18 protein-coding genes and 3 pseudogenes are annotated in these 19,539 nt (G+C 37.1%); 15 read left to right on the forward strand and 6 right to left on the reverse strand.

Annotated elements, in window-relative coordinates:
- Positions 1 to 67: 67 nt before the first annotated feature.
- From ACINWC743_RS01340 to ACINWC743_RS01390, 11 genes are all read left to right on the forward strand, one after another.
- The gene (locus ACINWC743_RS01340) at positions 68 to 3,118 is read left to right on the forward strand and encodes a tape measure protein (RefSeq protein WP_009584022.1); all 3,051 of its coding nucleotides are present in this window, start codon (positions 68 to 70) and stop codon (positions 3,116 to 3,118) included.
- Between the two features lie 3 nt (positions 3,119 to 3,121).
- Positions 3,122 to 3,535 (forward strand): hypothetical protein, encoded by a 414-nt coding sequence (locus ACINWC743_RS01345; protein WP_009584049.1) that lies wholly within the window; start codon positions 3,122 to 3,124, stop codon positions 3,533 to 3,535.
- On the forward strand, positions 3,528 to 5,483 hold the full coding sequence (locus ACINWC743_RS01350; protein WP_009584056.1) for a hypothetical protein: 1,956 nt from the start codon (positions 3,528 to 3,530) through the stop codon (positions 5,481 to 5,483). The genes ACINWC743_RS01345 and ACINWC743_RS01350 overlap by 8 nt, the downstream gene beginning before the upstream one ends.
- Positions 5,483 to 7,099 carry a hypothetical protein gene (locus ACINWC743_RS01355; RefSeq protein ID WP_009584062.1) on the forward strand — a complete coding sequence of 539 codons (1,617 nt, stop codon included), beginning with the start codon at positions 5,483 to 5,485 and terminating at the stop codon, positions 7,097 to 7,099. Before ACINWC743_RS01350 ends, ACINWC743_RS01355 begins: the two co-directional genes overlap by 1 nt.
- A gap of 53 nt (positions 7,100 to 7,152) precedes the next feature.
- On the forward strand, positions 7,153 to 8,370 hold the full coding sequence (locus ACINWC743_RS01360; protein WP_009584064.1) for a hypothetical protein: 1,218 nt from the start codon (positions 7,153 to 7,155) through the stop codon (positions 8,368 to 8,370).
- 3 nt (positions 8,371 to 8,373) lie between these two features.
- Positions 8,374 to 8,694, forward strand: coding sequence for a hypothetical protein (locus tag ACINWC743_RS01365; RefSeq protein ID WP_009584051.1), 321 nt, complete (start codon positions 8,374 to 8,376; stop codon positions 8,692 to 8,694).
- Positions 8,694 to 9,086 carry a hypothetical protein gene (locus ACINWC743_RS01370; RefSeq protein ID WP_009584072.1) on the forward strand — a complete coding sequence of 131 codons (393 nt, stop codon included), beginning with the start codon at positions 8,694 to 8,696 and terminating at the stop codon, positions 9,084 to 9,086. Before ACINWC743_RS01365 ends, ACINWC743_RS01370 begins: the two co-directional genes overlap by 1 nt.
- 11 nt (positions 9,087 to 9,097) lie before the next feature.
- On the forward strand, positions 9,098 to 11,149 hold the full coding sequence (locus ACINWC743_RS01375; RefSeq protein WP_009584071.1) for a hypothetical protein: 2,052 nt from the start codon (positions 9,098 to 9,100) through the stop codon (positions 11,147 to 11,149).
- A complete protein-coding gene (locus ACINWC743_RS01380; RefSeq protein WP_004831754.1) occupies positions 11,142 to 11,372 on the forward strand; it encodes a hypothetical protein in 231 nt (76 codons plus the stop codon). The genes ACINWC743_RS01375 and ACINWC743_RS01380 overlap by 8 nt, the downstream gene beginning before the upstream one ends.
- A 63-nt stretch (positions 11,373 to 11,435) precedes the next feature.
- A complete protein-coding gene (locus tag ACINWC743_RS01385; protein WP_009584066.1) occupies positions 11,436 to 11,807 on the forward strand; it encodes a hypothetical protein in 372 nt (123 codons plus the stop codon).
- Positions 11,804 to 12,319, forward strand: a complete 516-nt coding sequence (locus tag ACINWC743_RS01390; protein WP_009584046.1) for a glycoside hydrolase family 108 protein — start codon at positions 11,804 to 11,806, stop codon at positions 12,317 to 12,319. Before ACINWC743_RS01385 ends, ACINWC743_RS01390 begins: the two co-directional genes overlap by 4 nt.
- A 106-nt stretch (positions 12,320 to 12,425) precedes the next feature.
- Here ACINWC743_RS01390 and ACINWC743_RS01395 read toward each other — a convergent pair.
- From ACINWC743_RS01395 to ACINWC743_RS01415, 5 genes and pseudogenes are all read right to left on the reverse strand, one after another.
- Positions 12,426 to 12,758 (reverse strand): annotated as a pseudogene (locus ACINWC743_RS01395) (SOS response-associated peptidase family protein); the annotation flags it as partial.
- Positions 12,759 to 12,777: 19 nt separating this feature from the next.
- On the reverse strand, positions 12,778 to 13,455 hold the full coding sequence (locus ACINWC743_RS01400) for a hypothetical protein (protein ID WP_009584039.1): 678 nt from the start codon (positions 13,453 to 13,455) through the stop codon (positions 12,778 to 12,780).
- 3 nt (positions 13,456 to 13,458) lie between these two features.
- Entirely contained in the window at positions 13,459 to 13,794 is a 336-nt protein-coding gene (locus ACINWC743_RS01405) for an STAS-like domain-containing protein (protein ID WP_035299982.1), read from the reverse strand.
- Between the two features lie 18 nt (positions 13,795 to 13,812).
- Entirely contained in the window at positions 13,813 to 14,835 is a 1,023-nt protein-coding gene (locus tag ACINWC743_RS01410) for a hypothetical protein (RefSeq protein ID WP_009584036.1), read from the reverse strand.
- 121 nt (positions 14,836 to 14,956) lie between these two features.
- A complete protein-coding gene (locus tag ACINWC743_RS01415) occupies positions 14,957 to 16,171 on the reverse strand; it encodes a tyrosine-type recombinase/integrase (RefSeq protein ID WP_009584043.1) in 1,215 nt (404 codons plus the stop codon).
- 586 nt (positions 16,172 to 16,757) lie between these two features.
- Between ACINWC743_RS01415 and ACINWC743_RS25155 the strand changes: the two are divergent.
- The 3 genes and pseudogenes from ACINWC743_RS25155 to ACINWC743_RS01425 form a co-directional block, all read left to right on the forward strand.
- Positions 16,758 to 17,049, forward strand: a pseudogene (locus tag ACINWC743_RS25155) (terminase); the annotation flags it as partial.
- Positions 17,050 to 17,227: 178 nt separating this feature from the next.
- Entirely contained in the window at positions 17,228 to 17,605 is a 378-nt protein-coding gene (locus tag ACINWC743_RS01420; RefSeq protein WP_005032415.1) for a hypothetical protein, read from the forward strand.
- The gene (locus ACINWC743_RS01425) at positions 17,596 to 17,826 is read left to right on the forward strand and encodes a hypothetical protein (RefSeq protein WP_035299985.1); all 231 of its coding nucleotides are present in this window, start codon (positions 17,596 to 17,598) and stop codon (positions 17,824 to 17,826) included. Before ACINWC743_RS01420 ends, ACINWC743_RS01425 begins: the two co-directional genes overlap by 10 nt.
- Positions 17,827 to 18,218: 392 nt before the next feature.
- Here the strand turns inward: ACINWC743_RS01425 and ACINWC743_RS01435 are convergent, their stop codons facing one another.
- Complete coding sequence (locus tag ACINWC743_RS01435; protein ID WP_227510921.1) at positions 18,219 to 18,620, reverse strand: EF-hand domain-containing protein; 402 nt, start codon at positions 18,618 to 18,620, stop codon at positions 18,219 to 18,221.
- 253 nt (positions 18,621 to 18,873) lie between these two features.
- Here ACINWC743_RS01435 and ACINWC743_RS01440 point away from each other — a divergent pair.
- Positions 18,874 to 19,539, forward strand: a pseudogene (locus ACINWC743_RS01440) (IS5 family transposase); the annotation flags it as partial.

Consider the following 19,539-nt stretch of genomic DNA (forward strand, 5'->3'; position numbering starts at 1 on the left):
TGTAGTTAAAATTTAAAATTAAGCATAAACCACCATTGGGTGGTTTTTTATTGCCTGAGGAAAAGTAATGGCTGGTCAAAACTTAACATTTAAACTTATTCTAGATGGTGATAACAAAGGTCTAGTAAGTGCGGTAAAGCAATCTGAAAGTTCAGTAAATTCTGTTCTGGAATCAATAAAACAAGAAGCGGAACGACTAAAAAAGACTTCAGAAGAAACAAATAAAGCAACAGCAGATGCTGTTTCTGACGATCTCAGCAAAGATGCTAAGAAGAGCCAACAAGATGTTAGTTCGCTTAACTCGCAATTAGATAAACTTGGAAACGAATCCCAAGAAACAGCGAACCAAATAAGTTCCTTAGATGATTCACTGAATAAAACAAGCATTGAGTTAAATCAAGCAGATAATGCGAGTAAAAAACTAAATAGCGGGTTATCAGGACTTAAGACGGGTTTCGGTGCGGTAGCTGGTGCACTTGCCGCTTTGGGGATTGGGACTTCTGCAATGGAAATTGCAAAAACCGCTGATGAGTGGAATAACTTAAATACCCGTGTCAAAATCGCAGTTGGAAGTCATGGTGATGCGAAGCAAGCATTAAATGATGTCATTAATATTGCAAAAACAACAAACTCAAATTTAACAGCTACTGGAGATTTGTATGCTCGATTAACGAAAATCGGGCAAGAAATGAAAATACCGCAAAAGGATGTTTTAGGGTTAACAACTACAATTAACCAAGCGATTCAAATTTCAGGCGGTAGTGCTGAAAGTGCAGAAGCATCAATTACACAGCTACAACAAGCTTTAGCGAGCGGTGTTCTTCGTGGTGATGAGTTTAACTCAATGATGGAGCAGTCTCCACGATTAACACAAGCACTAGCTGATGGGTTAAATGTAACAACTGGTCAGCTTAGAAATATGGCTGGTGAGGGTAAGCTTACAACCGAGGTTGTGACTAAAGCTCTCCTTGGTCAGTCAGAAACCATTCAAAAGGAATTTTCTCAATTCCCTGTGACAATTGGTAGATCAATTGAGAATTTAAAAACATCATGGACAGTATTTGTAGGTGAACTAGACCAAAGTACAGGTATAAGTGCAAAAGTTGCTGAAGCATTAAACTGGGTTGCTGAAAACCTAGATAGTATTTTCAATACACTCAAGCTCGCAGCGCAAGCTTTTGTTGCATACAAAGCACTGAATATCGCATCAGTGTTCTTAGACAAAGCAACTGCTGTAAGGGCGGCATCACTTGCAATCACTCAGGAAACAACAGCAGTGATTGCAAACACTAAAGCTCAACTCGCTAACAATGCTGCTACAAGTAATACATCAGCCAATATCTCAAAGGCTGCTACAGGTGCTAGTGGTGGAATTATGACGATGATTGGGCGTCTTGGTTCTTTAGGTGTCGCAATTACAGCAATCGGCGTATTAGTTCCAACAGTTTTTGAGCCAGTTGGCACAGCTATTGGTGAGGGTGTTGCAAAACTAATGGGCTATGGTGATGCCATAGAAAAATTAGAGCAACAGCAAAAGAATGAAGCCATCCAGGCAAAAGTAAGAGCTGAATTGCAAGCTGAAAATAATAGACTTGCACAAGAGAGCATCAATAAATCTTATGGTTTGAGCAAAACCTCTCAAGAATTAGTCACGCAATTTAATGGCTTGATTACAGCAGGTAAAAAGTCAGCAGAAGCTTTGAAAGAAGTTAGCGAATCAATGAAATTTGATTCAACAGCTGGTATCAATAACGCTGTATCAGCTTTAAATTATCTACAAAAAACAGGTAAAGCTACTGCGAAAGATGTTCAGGATGTGCTTAGAAACGCTTTGGTTAATGAGGATTTAGTTGTATTCCAAACCAATGCTAAAGCAGCATTCGCTGGTACTGCTAAAGAGGCTGAGAAAAGTGCTGAAATAACAAAAGCTGTGATGGGTTTAGCTTTAGAAAGAACAGGTCTAGATGCTCAACAACTGCAAGGCAGATTCTCTAAAACATTTCAGTCAGCATCTAATGATATTCAAGTTGTTGTAGATCATCTTGATGAATTTAAGCAGCAAGGTATTGATACAGGATTAGCGCTTTCGGAGAGCGTGAATAAAGCGATTAATACCGCTCAAACTGGTCAAGAGCTTGATTATGCAAAAGGCAAACTTGAGCAACTTGCGAAACAAGGCTTAATCACTGGTGAACAAGCAGCTTATGGTTTAAGTTTGATTGAGCAAAAAGCAAATGGATTAGGTGGTTCTTTAAATCCAGTTTTGGCTGCATTTAATGCTCTTGGGATAAAAACGAAAGAGCAATTAACCTTAGCAGCAGAAACAGCAACATCGCAGTTCAACGTTGTTCAAAAAAGCGGTCAAGCTACAGCAGAGGGTGTTCAGCAAGCCTACACACAAATGTTGAATAGTGTGATTGCAACTGGTGACAAGTCGCAAATCGCGATAGCACAGGCTAAAGCTGCATCGCTTGGTTTATCTGTGCAAATAGACGATACAGGCAAAGCCACAGTTCAATCTTTTGATGAGATGAATAGAGCTGCTGACAATCATGCTTCAAGAGTATCCAATGGTGTAACGAGTGCTTATCGTCGCATGGGTGAAGTAGCCCGAGAAGAAGCCCTTTCTTCATCTGAGGCTTGGGCCAAGGCTTTGGATTCTCAGCAAGGTGGTATGCATGTAACACCACGAGGTGAGAGAACTCGGTTAGCATTTAATCAGTCTGAAGTTGAAGCTCAACTTAAAGCAATGGGTTACGATGATAAAAATGCCACCAAAATTGCTAAAAACATTCTTGAGAGTTCTAAGTCAGCAGATGGTCGAAGCTATAAAAACGCATCTATGGGCTGGTTGTCAAAAAACGGCTTTGATATTGTTGGTGCATTTGCAGGTGGGGGTGGCGGAATGTCAAATGCAAACTATGTAAGAGAGCAATTGGAGAGGTATAGTCAATATTCTAACAATACATCTGCAACACTAGACACAGGCGCATCCAAAACTGTGAAGTATGAAATTAGTACCGGAAAGAACAAAGTTGATGTTTATGGTTCGCCATCAGCTGAATCCAATCTTAATTCGATTCTTAGTGAGCTTGAAGCCATCAACAAAGGTAGTTAATTGATGAAATTAATACGCAAAGCGACCAATCAAACCGTTCTTTTAGAGAACGGTTTTTTGTGGTCTGACGAATTTGACTGGAAGCCGATTGAACAGAAACAAAATAGAGCCATTGATGGTGCGCTTATTGTTCAAGAGGGTAAGAAAAAAGCAGGGCGTCTAATCACATTAATACCCTCTGAATCCAGTATGGGATGGGTGAAACGCCGTGAACTCAGCAAAATTATGGACTGGTCAGCACTTCAAGAGCATTTTTATCTTGAGTTTGATTACCCTCATGACAAACGAAAATTCAAAGTTATGTTTAATCATGAAGCAGGGGCAATTGAAGCCAAGCCAGTAAAGGGAATTCCTACGGTTTCTGAAGATGATTATTACAACGTCACAATGCGATTTTTGGAGCTAAACGATGATTGAAACCAAAGACATTGTAATTTACAAGTCGGAACGTTTGACTGATACAGACAACGGGGGTGGTAAATATTCTGGCCAAGTCATTATAGATGGTCAGAGCAATAACCTTTTCAATGATGTATCTGAATTGGACCGTACCCTTGGTGACGTCTCGATGCGCAAAGTTTTTCCTGCAGTATCGACCAATGATACTGATCTATTGATGGGTTCTACAGTTTTTATTTCTGAAACACCGAAGGATCCTGCAGTGTCGGCTTTGCTATTTAGTACAGGAAGCTATACGGATGAGCGTAAATCAGCACAAAACCGAGTCGAATCCTATCTTGCTAAAGGTGGACAAATCGCAGGTACACCACTCGATACGCTTTGGCAAGGTATGAAACAGATTCAAGTCTGTATGTTTACCACTGAAACTGAGAGTAATGTCGGTGATGCGATCGTATTGGTTTCAAATGAGGGCAAAGTAAATAGTCATGAGCAATATGTTCGTATCTTAAAAGTTGAAACTCGTATTTCAAAAATTGTCATCGAGTTAAAGGAAATCGAATATAAGATTGCGACTTATAGTATTAGCGATCCGCTTGAAACTGATTTTGTGGGCTTGTCTGCAAAAAGTTGGTACGCTGGTGAAAAGTCAACAACGATTATCCGTGAAACACTGGTTGCGGACACAGGTAAATACTATTCTTCGACTAAAGCCACTGAAAAAATTCAAGTGGGTGAGTTTACAGTCAATGTTCAGGATGTATTCACTCAGATTATCCCAAGCGCTCAAAGTGAAACTGCAATCATCGATGTAAATGCTGCAGGTGAAAAAGTAGCATTGGTGCCAGGTAATGATGGGGTGGTCACAGCAAGTTATGCAACCTATGTTGCTGAAGCTCAAAATCTTTATTTGGGCTCAAGCATCATGCCTTCTAGTGTGAGTTTCACCTTATTTAATCTTCAAGTGAGTGATATTGGTGGCTTACTTAAAACGACCTCAGGCACACAAGTCGGCACAATTGATTATCAAAAGGGTTTGATTCAATGGACCAGTGCAGCAGGTACAGGATCATTGAATTTAAATGTATCTTTTAAACCTGCTTCTGCACCCACTCAAAATACACAGAGCCAATCGATTAAAGTCACACAAGCAAATCAAGGTTCAAACTGGACAGGGGTTTTAGTTCCCCCACCTGCACCGGGTAGCGTTGCGGTGTCTTTCATGGTGAAAGGTAAGTTTTATGAACTTAAAGATGATGGATCTGGACAGCTTAAGGCAGGTGCCACATCAATTGGATCTGGTTCAATCAATTATGAAACAGGTTCGTGGCTTCTGACTACGGGTGAACTTGCAGATGTCGGGAGCAATATTCTGGTGTTGTGGTGCACACCAATTTCAACCTTTGTACGCTCAAATTTAACCCTTGAGAGTCCAAGCTTTGAGCTTCAACTCGGTGAGGCGGTGGCAGCAAATAGTGTAATGGTGAAGTGGAAACTTGAGGATGTTGAAAAAGTAGCGACGAGTAATGCACAAGGCAAGTTTACAGGCGATGCGACTGGACAGATCAATTATGCGACGGGCGTGGGCAGATTCATTCCAAATCAGTTACCGCAAAAAGGCACAGTTTTCACCATTAATTACAACAGTGGTTACCCTCTCAATCAAAACTTAATTACAACGCCTTCAACGGATCAAGAGTTAAGTTTTAATGTGGGTACAGGCAATGCGCTTCAGGCAGGCAGTATCGAGTTAAAAATGGAATTACAGGACCAACTAAATCAACGTTGGGGGGAGTTGGTTTTAACAGATTCAAAAATTGATGATACAACGGGAAACTTAAACGACAAGTTAGGTAACACCCACGGAACCATCAACTATATAACTGGCGCTGTAGTGATTAAGCCGTTTTTAGAAATATTGGTATATCAAAAAACCTATCAAGTCTTTGAATCATGGAGTAAATAATGGGCTACTATTCTCCACAAACAGAATCCATTCAGTCGGAAAAAATGGTATTAAAATCATATTATCCGACCAATATCAACATTAAATATCGTGATACACCAGAGTTAAGCCCCAATGAAAAGCAAGTTGTAGCGGATAAGCTGAAAATTGATTTAACGCCACAGTTTAGCGAACAGGTATTGACCAATTCAGTGCGTTTTAAACTTGGAAATGATGTTTATGTGGACCGAAATGGCGTGATGTTTAGAAACATAAACAGCACTACAAATATTGGTATCAGTTCGGGATCTGTGAATTATGGTACTGGTGAAGTTGAAATTGATTCTTGGTCGCCATCTAGCGGTAACGCTATTTCATTACAGTCATTGACCACGACTACTGATGCGATTGAGTTAAACCATATCAGTTTTAGAATTCCAGTTATTCCGATTCGCCCTTCGTCAGTGACAGTGGTATTGAGTACGGTTGAATTTGGCGCTTTAACTATCCAGTTTGATGAGTTGGGCAAAGTGGATACAGCGAAAGCTCATGGTTCAGTGAATTATGAAACTGGTTTTGTAGATATTGATTTTTATACCAAGACAGAAATTACTGAAGCAAATAGACCACAAATTGAAGCAAAAGACTGGTACGACGTACTTTTAGAATACGAAGAGCTGAACAAGAAGTATATCAATGTGCCTGTGTGGGTTGTTCCTGACTCTGTTAAATATAATGCCGTGGCTTATACCTATATTCCGCTTGATGCTTCGATTTTAGGTCTATCTGCAACACGTTTACCCCCGAATGGCCGTGTACCGATCTTCCGTGTTGGAGATATTGGCATTGTCAGCGCTGCCAAATCTATGGTGATGCCTGATCATATAGCGGGTAAAACCTATATATTAGATGATAAGCGTATTTCGTGGTGTGAGCTTCAAGACAGTAAAGGCGTGAAAGTTCCTTTCGATATGTATGTTGTGGACTACGATTATGGGGAAGTCACGCTTAATGGAGATTTCGCAATCAATGCTTTAACTCCACCTTTGAGCATTGAATATCGTTATCAGGATATGGGGTTAATTCGTGATGTTCAAATCAGTGGACAAGTCACGTTTACCAAACCTTTGACACACAATTATGAAGCTGAAAATACAATTGTTGGATCGGCATTGGTTGTGGGTGATATGTATGCACGATATTCAAATATGTTCTCACAAGGTACGTGGAGCAATGTGTGGGTTGATGAGCCTACAGGCGCACCAATTTCAGCACGCTATAACGATGCGCTATATCCAATTGTGATGACCAATAAGGGCGCAATTCAAGAACGTTGGGCACTTGTTTTCACCGATAATACAAACTTTAGAATTATTGGTCAGTATTCAGGTCAAATCGGAACAGGCAACATCAACAGTGACAATGCACCGATTAACCCGGTTACAGGTGTACCTTACTTCAAGATTAAAAAAGAAGGTTGGGGAACTGGTTGGGTGCCTGGCAATGTAATCTTTTTTGATACCCATGCAGCCATGCATCCAGTTTGGGTAATTCGTACCGTTAAACAGTCTGAACCCACTGAGCTTACAGATCAATTTCAAATCATGCTACGCGGTGATATAGACCGAATTCTATAAATCCTATTAATTTTTGATAACCGCCTAAGGCGGTTTTTTTATGAGTAAAAGAAATGTCGAATACAGATATTAAGTGGTTTAGTTTTGGAAATACAAATGCGCCTCAACTCTCAAACTCATGGGGTTGTATGATCGATGTGCTCGATGCTTGTCTGGTCACAGGCATGGGCTCTCAATTGGTTTCAACACTGGTCGTAAAAGATGGAGTAGCAACGGCAACTTTTGGCACAAGTCATAACCTACAGCAATTCCAAGTTGTTGAGATTTCCAATGCAGATCAACAGATATTTAATGGCGAACATAAAGTTTTAGGTGTGACCTCTAACACGATTGAATTTGTCATTAATTCACCCGATACGATGGCTACAGGTACGATCTCTTGCAAATTAGCATCTTTGGGATGGAAAAAGGCATTTTCAGGCACACAAAAAGCGGTCTATAGCGCAAAAGATAGAACAGCGAATCCTTATTTTTTAAGAGTCGATAACAGTCTAGATCCTGTATATAACACCAATTATGCAAAATATGCCAAAGTGGGTATTTTAGATTCTTGCACTGGCATTGATGATTTAACTGGCAATCAAGCGCCATTCGATCCGACAAAACCCAGTCGAAACTGGACAGGAGAAGGAAATAGTAATGGATGGTTTAAATGGCGATATGCAGCCATTGCTGATGTAGCTTACTCAACATATGTATCAGAATATCAATTACCTCAAAATGGAAATCGACCTTGGGTGCTGATTGGGACAAAAGATAGCTTTTATTTAATTAATGGTTTAACTATTGGGCAAACTTTTGAAGCCCCTTATTGTTTTGGAGTAATTCAACATAAGGGATTAGCCAAGCCATTTCTTTGTGCATCCAATCATTCAGCAACATTTAATGATTACATATCTATTGGTACACCTCTTTCAAATACTGGTAGGGCAGAAGTAGCAGCAATGACAGGGTATTCAGGCGCTCTGATAAACACTCGTTATAGCCGTTTGATTAGCGGTTTTGGTAATGTTATTTCTGGTGCTGCTGCCAACTCAATCAAATCAGATCCAACTGAAGGTTATGTACTCTCACCAATATATTTCGCTGATCCAGATGGTTACATTATGGATGCATTACCATTGGTACAAGCTTGTGTGAATGATGCGACTGCAACAGCAAATTACGCAATTTTCTCTGAACCAAACAAAGCATATATCGGTTGCCGAATGCGTTCAGACACTGGTGGAACTCTAGGAATGTTATTTTTCACTATCTACGATGGAGAATAAAGCATGAAAATCCTATTTGGAGAAAGTGAATTTAGCCAAGTCGGGTCTAGACCAGCTTTTAAGATACTAAATGGTGAGTATTCACCCAAAGCATTGGCACATAAGGCGAACATTTTAATTAAAGGGATAACCACGAAATTAAACGTTCCAATTGCTTGCCCCGTACGAGCTTATAATCGAATTACGGGTGAGTTGTTAAGTCGAGCACATTCTAAAAGTGACGGCACTTATTTGCTCTTTGGTCAAAGTGATTCTAAAAGTTATGTCTTGGCTGTAGATCCAGCAGGCGAATATAACATTGCAGTACAGGATAAGGTGAGCTGATGATTGTCCCATCTATAGCAGCGAGTCTTGCACAATTGCAAGCATTGGCAACTTACATTGATCAAGGTAGCGCAAATGCTACCTTTGTTTTTTATAGTAGTGCAAAACCTGAATCTTTAGATATTGCTGCGGATAATACAACTCGCTTGGTTATCCTCACTTTGCCGAAGCCTTGTTTTAAGAAAATGAATGCAGACAGCATTGAGCTTCATCAAACTGATGCTTCAGTGGTCGTTAAAAATGGCACAGCAATATGGGCACGTTTATTCAATGGCGCAGGGAAAGCGGTTGCCGATTTTGAAGTGGGAACAGATATTAGCTTGAATAATCCCGGATTAATTCAAGGTAGCACTTTGATGTTGAACTCAATTGTGTTTAAGCCGAACGTTTAAGAGGTGAGCATGTGTCTAACTATACACCTCCCAAGATTCACCATGTCGACCTGAAATTTAAAGATCTTGCGACAGGATCTACATCATTAAATTTCGGGGCTGAGAATGCAGAAACAGCATCATTAGATGCCGTTATAAACACAGCATTCATTGCCAAAATGCAAGCTCAGACCTATGACTATAATGCGCTTTCTTCAGTTATATCGACACGCTTAGAAAGTTATATAACAGGTGTGGTGGGTGATGCTTCAACAATTGATAGTAATCTAAACACTGCATTCAATGCTGCAATTAACGCAGTCGTCATTGATCGCTTTTGCAGTCTAGTAAGCACCATACAAACCAATTTTAAATCTGAATCAAATGCTCGTTTTGATATTAATTTTAATCGTGGTGTGTTTGGTGAGAGCCTATATCCATTTCAAAGCCGGGCAAGGGTCTTAAGCAATTCAATTGGCTTAATCTGGTCAGATCCTTATATACGCGCCCATCAAAATGGGCTTCAGTATGAATTTGGTGCTACCCGAAGTATTCAGCCGTTCAATCGTTTTGACAAAGGCTTGAATCTGCATAGGGCTGTACGTGCTGTATATGAACAGGCTGTGACTTTAAGAGGTGTTACAGGCTTTGTTTGGCAAGAAAATAAATTAGCTTTCATTACTCAGAATTTAGTTTTTGAAGAATCCAAAAAACTCAAGATTCATGCAATTTTCGATTGGGTTGAATTGGTCCGAAAAAACAAGATTATTCGATACTCACATGAAGTCGCTCATGTATTTGAAAAGCGTTATCAATTCATTGCTGATCAAGGCTTAGAGTTCATAACTACAGACGCAATTCCATGGGAAAAAGCGAAATCAATTCATTATCGAAAACATGCAATTCAGCCTTGGCCAAAGCCTGAGGAAATTACACCACAGGGCTGGGATAAGAAAAGTATTAGGCTCAATTTCTGCTGCACAACTAATGAAGTCGATCGCCTTAACGCTCATTTAAATTTTGAACCTGATAAATGTTTACCTGATCCTCAGAAACCGCAAATTCCTGAAATCAGCAATAAGAATTGGTGGTATATCGTGAATGAATTATCTGTAACACGGTTAGATAATGGTGAAAATATCAATGTACTGGATGGCAATTATAGTAGCGATCGCAGCCGATGGTGTTGGTCGTATAGTTTGACCGTTCCAAATAGTGAAATCAGTAAACTTGAGCCAATCAATGCACAACCCGTGATTTTAAAAATTATGGTGAATGGGCATGAGCATCATATGCTACTTGAAAACCGTAGCAGATCTCAAAAGTTCGGTTATATCACCTATAACCTATCCGGGCGTAGTCAATCCGCATTACTTGATGCGCCATACGCCCCCACAAGAACTTATTTACAGGAGAATGAAAGAACCTCGGTACAGTTAGCGCAAGCTGAGTTGGATCGAGTGAATAATCAAGCCGAATTGAATTGGAAACTGGTTGATGCGTTGGGCTGGATTGTTCCAATCAACAGCTTAAGCTATTCCAATCAAACACCGATTGCCGTCATTAAAATGTTGGCAGAGAGTGCAGGCGGTTTCGTTTACAGTGAGAAAGCCGGCAATAAGCTCACAATCAAACCGAAGTATAAAAAAACTTTTTGGGATAACGTGATTTTAAATGATTACGATCGCTTAATTCCCGAAAGTATTGTCACGGATTTATCGACTGACTATGAGCTCTATCCAGACTATAACGGTATCACATTAAGTAATGATAGAACTGGTAACACTGGTCAAGTTAAACGTTCAGGTACTGCAGCAGATATTTTGCTTGAAACAGTGAATAACCCATTGTTTACAGTGGATAGCATGGGGGCATTTGGTAAAGCTGAGTTAGCAAAAGCAGGTATGGTTGAAACACACAGTATTGCGATGCCAAATAGTGTCGAAATCGGTGAATGTTCACCGGGTGAATTGATCGGTTTTAATGGCAGTTGGTGGGGCATTGTTGATGCTGTTTCTGTCTCATTCACTCACGCCGTTACTAATCAAGCAATTAAGGTCGAAAGGGTGAATCGAGATGAGTAATGCATTAAAACGTTTACTAAATTTACTGCCTAAGTCACCCGAATTTATTGGGACCATCACACATGAAGATCATCCTAAATATAAGGTTTTAGTGATTGATGGCAGTGGTTTAGTTCTGTGCACGAGTAATGCACGTTACACAGTCGGCACAAAAGTTTTTATCTCGAATAATGAAATCAAAAGATCTGCACCAGAGGGCACTGTGGTTCAGATAGAAGTATGAAATTAACCAAATACAGGCACCCAATCGGGTGCTTTTTTATTGCCAAAAATTAGGGGAAATACATTGAACGATCCGATTTCAATCAAAAGCTTACCATGGCTTTTTAAAATTATGGCTGCGGTAATTGGGGCAATTTTTGCACTTACTTTATCAGGAGATATAGACACTCAAGGACGTATCAAAATCACGATGGGCGTCATTATGAAATTTACTTTCAGTGTTGCTATCAGCTTATACGGTGGATCTGCATTTATTGAGTATTACGACTTAACCCACTACACACACATGGCACAGGGATTTGTCATGTTGATTTTTGCCATTTTTGGAATGCTTTGTATTGGTATTGCTTACCAGTCAGTGCAGCTACTTAAAGGCAAATCTTTTAATGAAATCATCTCTGAGGTTAAAGAGGCATTTGGAGCAATATTTAAATGAATTTTGAAAAAGCATTTGATCGATTAATTGGCCATGAAGGTGGATTTTCAACTGATCGAAATGATCCTGGTAATTGGACGGGTGGAAAAGTTGGAAAGGGGGTATTAAAAGGTACTAATTACGGAATTGCTGCCAATACATACCCAAATTTAGACCTTAAAAACTTAACCATTGAACAAGCCAAAGCAATCTATAAAAAGGATTGGTGGGATAAATTAGGGGCTGATCAATTACACCCAGCGATCGTTTTTCAATTGTGGGACTTTGCTGTAAATGCGGGGAAGAGTCGAGCAATCAAGGAGCTACAACAGTCTGTTGGTGTTCCGGATGATGGAATTATAGGACCTAAAACAATTGCTGCAGTAAATGCTAAAGATGTGAATGATGTTCTATTACTGTTGGCTTCTGAGCGTTTGAGTTTTTATACGTCCTTAAAAACTTGGGCAACTTATGGCAAAGGGTGGACTAATCGAGTCGCTGAGAATCTAAAATATGCAGCTCAAGATAATTAGTTTTTTACTTTGCTCATTTCTAACTGGTTGTACTGCCCACACTGTTAATACAAATGTGAGTGTTGGTATTTGCGTGAAAGCCCTCTGAGTGAGGGCTAATTTTTACATACCAATGTGCTTTGCCATCAATGTATTTGGGCTCATAAAATTCTTGAACAGGTACAAGACAAAACTTGCTGTACTTCCATGCATGGCGAAAACTTGGTTTCTCAGCTACAGTTTCAGTTCTCGCATTATATGTATGTGAGCTAAACTTGAAATCTTTAGCCCAACTCGGCAAAAGTCCAAACTTACCGACATCTAGATCAAAACCGCGCATAATGATTGGAGCATGGTATCCTGGATAGACATGCGATTTTAATTCTAGGTCTAACTGATCAGGCTCGACATCAAGAAAGGCGAGGGAGCTTCGGGTGGGAATTTCATAGTTTGAGCACATGTTTAACCCCCAAAATAAATCAGAAAACTTTTCGAGAATTATTCTCTAAATGAGAAATTAGTTCAGCTCCAATATTGACTATCTTGTCTATTGATTCTTGATCTAGTACAGCAAGACGCTGTTTTTTCTTAATATTATAAATTTGAGTATGCGATTTATTGAATAAAACATCTCGATCTTGTAGTTTATTGGTCTTAACAATTAATTCATTATTTTTATTAACAAATTTTTTTTCAAGACTCAATATTGTATCATCTAAAATTGTTTCTTGATAAATGACATCAAGCGATTCTGATTTAATTTTAGAACGTTTAGAAACATATCTTCGGAACAAGAAGAAACAAGCATAATTCAATGGTCCTCCATAGGGAAAAGCTAATATATTTTCTGTCAAATAGTTCAGATGTGAATTTATTTTAGCTTTCAAAATTAGAAGTTCATTTAGAGTTTTTTCATCTACTGTTTCGCCAATTTGAAATTTATTAATTTTGATAACAAATTCAATAACAAAATCATTTATTTTGATGATTTCATCAGATATTGACTTTAAAGAACGCTGTTGAGTTTGATTGTGAACCCTTTGAACAAAAACATATATAGGCACCACAACAAGGAGCTTCACAAAATCAAATGAGCTGAAGAAAGAAAATAAGCCAATAAGAATATTGGCTTTACAATCCCAAAGAAACTCTAACAATTGTTAAGCCTCATTTATATATGTTTCAATTCGCTCTTTAATTATTGGTCGTTTAGGACTTTTGATAACTAATGCATTTTTCAAAAAATCTTTAGTAAATCGGCTATTGCGGACTAAACCACCGAAAGCCTCTTCTAAAAAAGATGAACCTGCCATTGTAACACCAGTAAAATCAACAATCAGATGATTGTTTGATCCATTAGAATTTTGAATAACTTCTAAATTTGGTGTCAAAAATTTTTCACGAAAAGTTTCACCAGTATATTCTCCATCAGAAGAAAAGCGCCCAGCAGGGCGAGGATAAAAGTCTGTAGCAATGTTAATAATCATATCAGTCATGTCCATCCCCCTATTCAACTAGAGTTCGTGCTCTTGAGAAGATGAAAGAGAAACTAAGGGTAACTTCCAGAAAATAATTGTACCATTAATTTGATCTTTGAAATTAATCATTTTCTTAAATTTTTGTCCATCACTCGCCCAAATTCCTCTTCTACTATAAACCATTAAAGTAGAATTTTTGACAGTTTTACAAACTTCTAACATATCACCAAAGCCTTTACCACGATGTTTCTCATTTGTACTAGTTCTTCTAAATACACTGGCTACATCAATTAGTTGCGCATCGTCCATGCCAAAAAAGTTATTCAAATCGAAGAGGTTTTTTAATCTATTTTTCATATGATCATCAATTTTATCGGGAACGGTAGCCGGAATACTCTTTCCTAAATCAGTTATGACCAGTGAAAGACAATCAGATGAAACTTTTAATGAGACTTTCCATCCAAGGTATCTGTAATTTTTATCGTAAGCATGATTTAAAACATTACTTACTGCTTCTGAAATAGCATCATTTACTATTAAGAATGTATCATATTCTAATTTTTCAGAAAGAATATTTTCAATCTCATCATAGTCCTTGCCAAAAGTTAAATCAGTTCCTTGAAATGTATGCCAATTTGTCATTTCATGATTTGAATAACTTTCAGCTAATCCTAGGTGCGAATGTAAACCAAGTTTTGTCATCATGGCACGGACTATACTACTTTTACTCGAAGCTCTAGAGTGTATTTTTACTTTCTTATATCGCTCGATTATATGTGAAAAATATATTGTAGCTGGCGCATAAAGAGTTTCAACTTTACTGAAATCTAAATACAAAACATCATCAGTTCTAGGTGTTTGTCTATTCTGAATTTGTTTCGTTGCTTTTAATATTTTGCTTCGACAATGTTTTTCGCCCAGACTAAAAAATGGTTCAAAAATGATACTTTTATTTTTTTTAAACTCATTTTTTATATTTTCTTTCCTTGATTTTGTATATAGGTCTCTTTGGGTTGCAATAGTTTGTTTTAACAACCAATTTTTAGTAAGTTTTTTCATAAAATCTCGGAATTTCTAAAATAATTTCAAACAAGACTGTAATCATTTTGCAATGTTAATCTAAAGATAAAAAAAATGCATTTTTTTTATCTTTTATTTCAACTTTTCAATATGATATATTTCATTTAATATCGTTCCAACTATCTACAATATCTGCCCAATCTTGTAGCATATTTCTTCTTTCTTCTAAATATCTTGCATGATTATATGAAGCCCTTGTTTTATTATCATCTGCATGTGCAAGCTGCTTCTCAATCCAATCTTCATCATATCCTTTTTCATTCAGTAGTGTTGATGCTGTAGCTCTGAAATCATGTGCAGTTACTTCACCAAGCCCAATATACTCAAGCATTCTATTTAATGTTGTGGAGGCAATCATCCCAGTTTTATAGACTGAAGAAAAAACATATTCTTGGTTTCCAGTTACAACATACTGCTCTTGCAGAATTTTAAAAATTTGATCAGACATTGGAACAATATGAATTCTATTTTTCTTAGTTGTGCGCGCTTGTCCAGTACGTTTAGAAGCAATTGGGAATGTAATAGTTCTTGCTTCAAAGTCCACAAAATCCCACTGCATACGTCTTATTTCAATAGTTCTTAGCATAGAGTACAACATCGTCAACCCTGCATTTTTTACAGTTGTAGATCCTCTATAGTTTTCTAATTTACTTCTTAGATTTTTAGCTTCTTCTTTCGTCAATGGTCGAGCATGTTCAACATCCGGTCGTTGGACTGCGCCAACTACTGCAAGGGTAGGGTCGTACTCAGCCCGTAAACTGGTAATTGCATAACGCATTACAGCGCCTATAAATTTTCGATTTTGTATAGCTGTTACTTCACCAGTACCGAAATTTTTTTGTTTTTTAATACGCTTAATCGTATTTTTCATAATTGTAAGAATATCAGCAGATGAGACCTCTTTTATATCTTTGTCACCAATTACTTTGTAGACATCTTTATTCATAGAGGTGTCAAATTGATTCACATATCGCTCAGACTTTGATTTTAGATATTCATTTTTATATTCTTCTGCAATATCTTTAAATGTATTCGATGTAACTTCTACTTGAGTATTGGCTTTTTTTTCTTGAGCTGGATTTTTTCCACTTAATAAAAGTGCCTTAGCTTCATCTCTTTTCTTTCTAGCTTCTGCTAATTGAACCATTGGATATTCACCAATACCAACCATCGTTGTATTTTTTTGCCATTGGTAACGATAACGCCAATACTTTCGACCATTGGGACGAACTTCAATATATAAGCCCAGTGAATCAATAACTCGATAAATTTTATCAGTTGGCTTTAATGATTTGATTTTTGTATCGCTTAACATTGAGTACACTTTGAGAAAAATTTAGGTGTACTCAATAATGTACTCAAAGTGATGCGTTTTGTATAGTTTTTCAAGGTTTTATACAGTTTGATAAATGATTGAATTTTATAAATTATAAGATTTTAAAATTTGCTGTAGTTTTATTTAATTTGCTCAATGTTTTTTTTCGATCATTAGAAGCATATTGATACTAACCTATAGAAATTTATCAATTTATTTTGTTTGGTGATTTTGGATACCCGTTAGGTTACCCGTTTTGGCAAAAGTACCTAGTCACAGCACAAAATAAAAAAAGCCTGCTAGGTGCAGGCTATAATATCAGATTCTTGTTTAAATTCTTCCACTTTTTGCTTTACATAGGACTCATACCAGAACACATTTTTTTCCAAAATTCGATTGGACCGTTTGATATTTCCTTTGTTAATTTCAGAGTAGAACTTTTTGCTACCTTATTCTAAGTAATCCATAATAACATTAGCTCGGACATGACGATCAATTTCCATCAACCTTCCTCCTTTTCTTCTATCAATTCACCATCACAAAAGCAGCAAAACTTAAATTCATGTTCACTTGGTAAGGATTTCTCTTTCATGGCAGTACTTTAAAACGCCTGCCTATTTCAGAGTTTGGTAAAATTTGTGCAAAAAATCCAGATAATGCGCGTGAAATTGTCACTGGTGCTTTTGAAGCTGTGAGTGTTGATGAAAAAATCACACTTGAATCAACAGCTGAGGGTTAGACGGGCTATTTTTATGATTATTGCCAAGAAGCTGAAAAGCTTCAATTACAAGGTAGAACTTTAGTAATATTAGATTGGAAATTCTTTTTCTTTTTTGTAGAAAAATGGTGAATATACTTTGCCAGTTGCAGGTGAATTGGCAAGACTTGATATAAATTATATAAAACTGACAAATATCTAATTGAGAGATTGATTAATCCATTAACTGACTAGAAATATACACTGAAGCAGTTAAAAGAAATTGATGAGAAGACATTTAAGAATTTAGGGTTTTCAGTATAATGTTGCTAATTTTTTAAATAATGGAAAAAACTTAAATGAAATTAATAATTTATTTTTTAGGATTTTTATTTGTGACTAACAGTTTTGCGGGGGTAGCTCAGCCATTTGAAGATGAATACTACAGGTTGCAAACTAAGTTTATTGAGGCTCAAACTAATAGTAATGATGTTTACAGGTATCCTGACGGGAACATGGTTACCAAGGTTGAAGATAAAATTAAAATTCAAGCCGCTAGAGACTGTTTAACATGGAAAGCAGAAAGGGATTTTGATTTACATATTTTAAACAACTTTAAAGAGTATGAATCTGCAAAAGAGAAATCATTTTTTATTAATGCTAGTAAAGATGAGTGGCTAGACAATTTAAAATATTTAAATGAAAAAATAAACAATCCAGAAAATAAATGCATTTAATCTCAAATTACAGAATGCCGCTGAAAGGCGGTTTTTTTATTGCCTGTGCAAATCTCAGGCTTACAACTCCGCAAGGTGGTTATTCCTCGCCTCTTAAAATTACTGAACTCAAACTTTGCCCAAATTGGATTAATACGGCTACTGCTGACACTGCTGTTCCACCACTAATTGAGATTGCTTTTATTGTTGTTTATATTGGTTTCATCCAAAGCATTTGCTGAAAATTAAACGAATGAACTCGAAGATATTCTTCAGAACGATGAAGGTGGTCATTACTTCGTACTAGCAAATAGAGCATTTTCAATTATGGGGTTCAGACAGGATGGAAGAAAGATAAGTGATCTTCAAAATAAGCTCCTTTCTGTAGACGAAAAATACAATAAAAATGAAATTAACAAACTAATTCAAAAAGCTTATAAAGAGCCGATTAATTCGAGTGTAATGGGTAAAATGGTTATCACGTCGAATTTTATGAATGACATCGAGCAAGAATGTATGCAACAAAACCCAAATAATAATGAATAATTTTATATACTTTTAAAAATTCAAATATTAAAGCCGAGTTATCACAGTCCAGTTTTTATACTCTCGTAAGAAGACTATTCAATAGTGGTTAGTTTTTAAATAAAATATTCATAAATTTTTGCCATGTAGAATCTGGTTTAATTTGCTCTCGATATTCTAATTCCGCACATGGATTTGTAAAATAGTAACTATAGACACCTTCAGCAAACTCATTTTTACTGAGTTTCCCATTTTTATCATCATCTAATTTCTCGAATATACTTAACCGATTGGGGTCTTTTTTTGATGGTGGATCTACCCATGGCATTGGCTCTTTTAATAGATTTAGTGCAACCCACTCATTTTTTTCAAGAAGTTTATTTTTGTTTTTATCAGCAGCTTGAAAAAGCATTGCCCAATCAGGTGTTGCAGGTTCACAGCCGTAAACAAAGTTACTTGCGGTTGTACACAACATTATCAATATAAAGTGTCTTATTTTAGAAATTTGCATACAAATTCACTGTTAAAAGATGGAATCAATAATGCCAAATGTCGTTTTAGCTTACAATGAAGAAAAAATTAGCAATTTGCCCTAAACACTTTCTAAGATCATTTTTTTAAATCAATTAAAAATGGGCGTATCACATGACTGACTCAATCAAAGTGGTTTTTATTTTAAAAGATTTAGGGTGTGTTGACACTTTTAGATTAAAAAATAGCGAAGTAGTAAAATTAAATCGCCAAACCCAATTTTACTATTCGCTATGCCTCGTACCATGTTAACAGATCAACACTGGCAAAAGTTGAAAGCTATTTTGCGTAATTTATCCATTCATCTCAACTCAAATTTAAGAAATTTTATTGAAGCGATTCTTTATAGGATAAGAACTGGATGTCCTTGGCGTGACATACCCACTTGCTTTGGACAACCGAACTCTATTTTTAAACGTTTTAATCGCTGGTCAAGTAGTGGTAAGTTACTCACTATATTCAAATTATTATCACTGAATACCGATATGGAATGGCTATTCATCGATGGTTCCCATATTCGTGCTCATCAACATTCTGCGGGTATTGCTGATCAGGCAATCTCTAAAAGTGCAGGAGGAAACTCCTCCAAAATACATTTAGTTGTAGATTCAAATGGGAATCCTATTGATTTCATTATTACTGATGGAACACACATGATGTTAAGTCGCACCTGATTTAATTTCAAAACTCATTTAAATGAGGCAGAGATTGTATGTGCAGATAAAGGCTACGATTCAGAGCCATTAAGACAGCAGATTAGAGCAACTGGAACAAAAGCAATATACCTAAAAAACCAATAGCCAATCAAACAATGACCATATGGATTGGTATTTATATAAAATCAGGCACTTAGTAGAAAATATGTTTTGTAGGTTAAAGCAATTTAGAGGGATAGCCAC

The sequence above is a fragment of the Acinetobacter sp. WC-743 genome (assembly GCF_000335555.1).
Taxonomy (GTDB): Bacteria; Pseudomonadota; Gammaproteobacteria; order Pseudomonadales; family Moraxellaceae; genus Acinetobacter; species Acinetobacter bereziniae.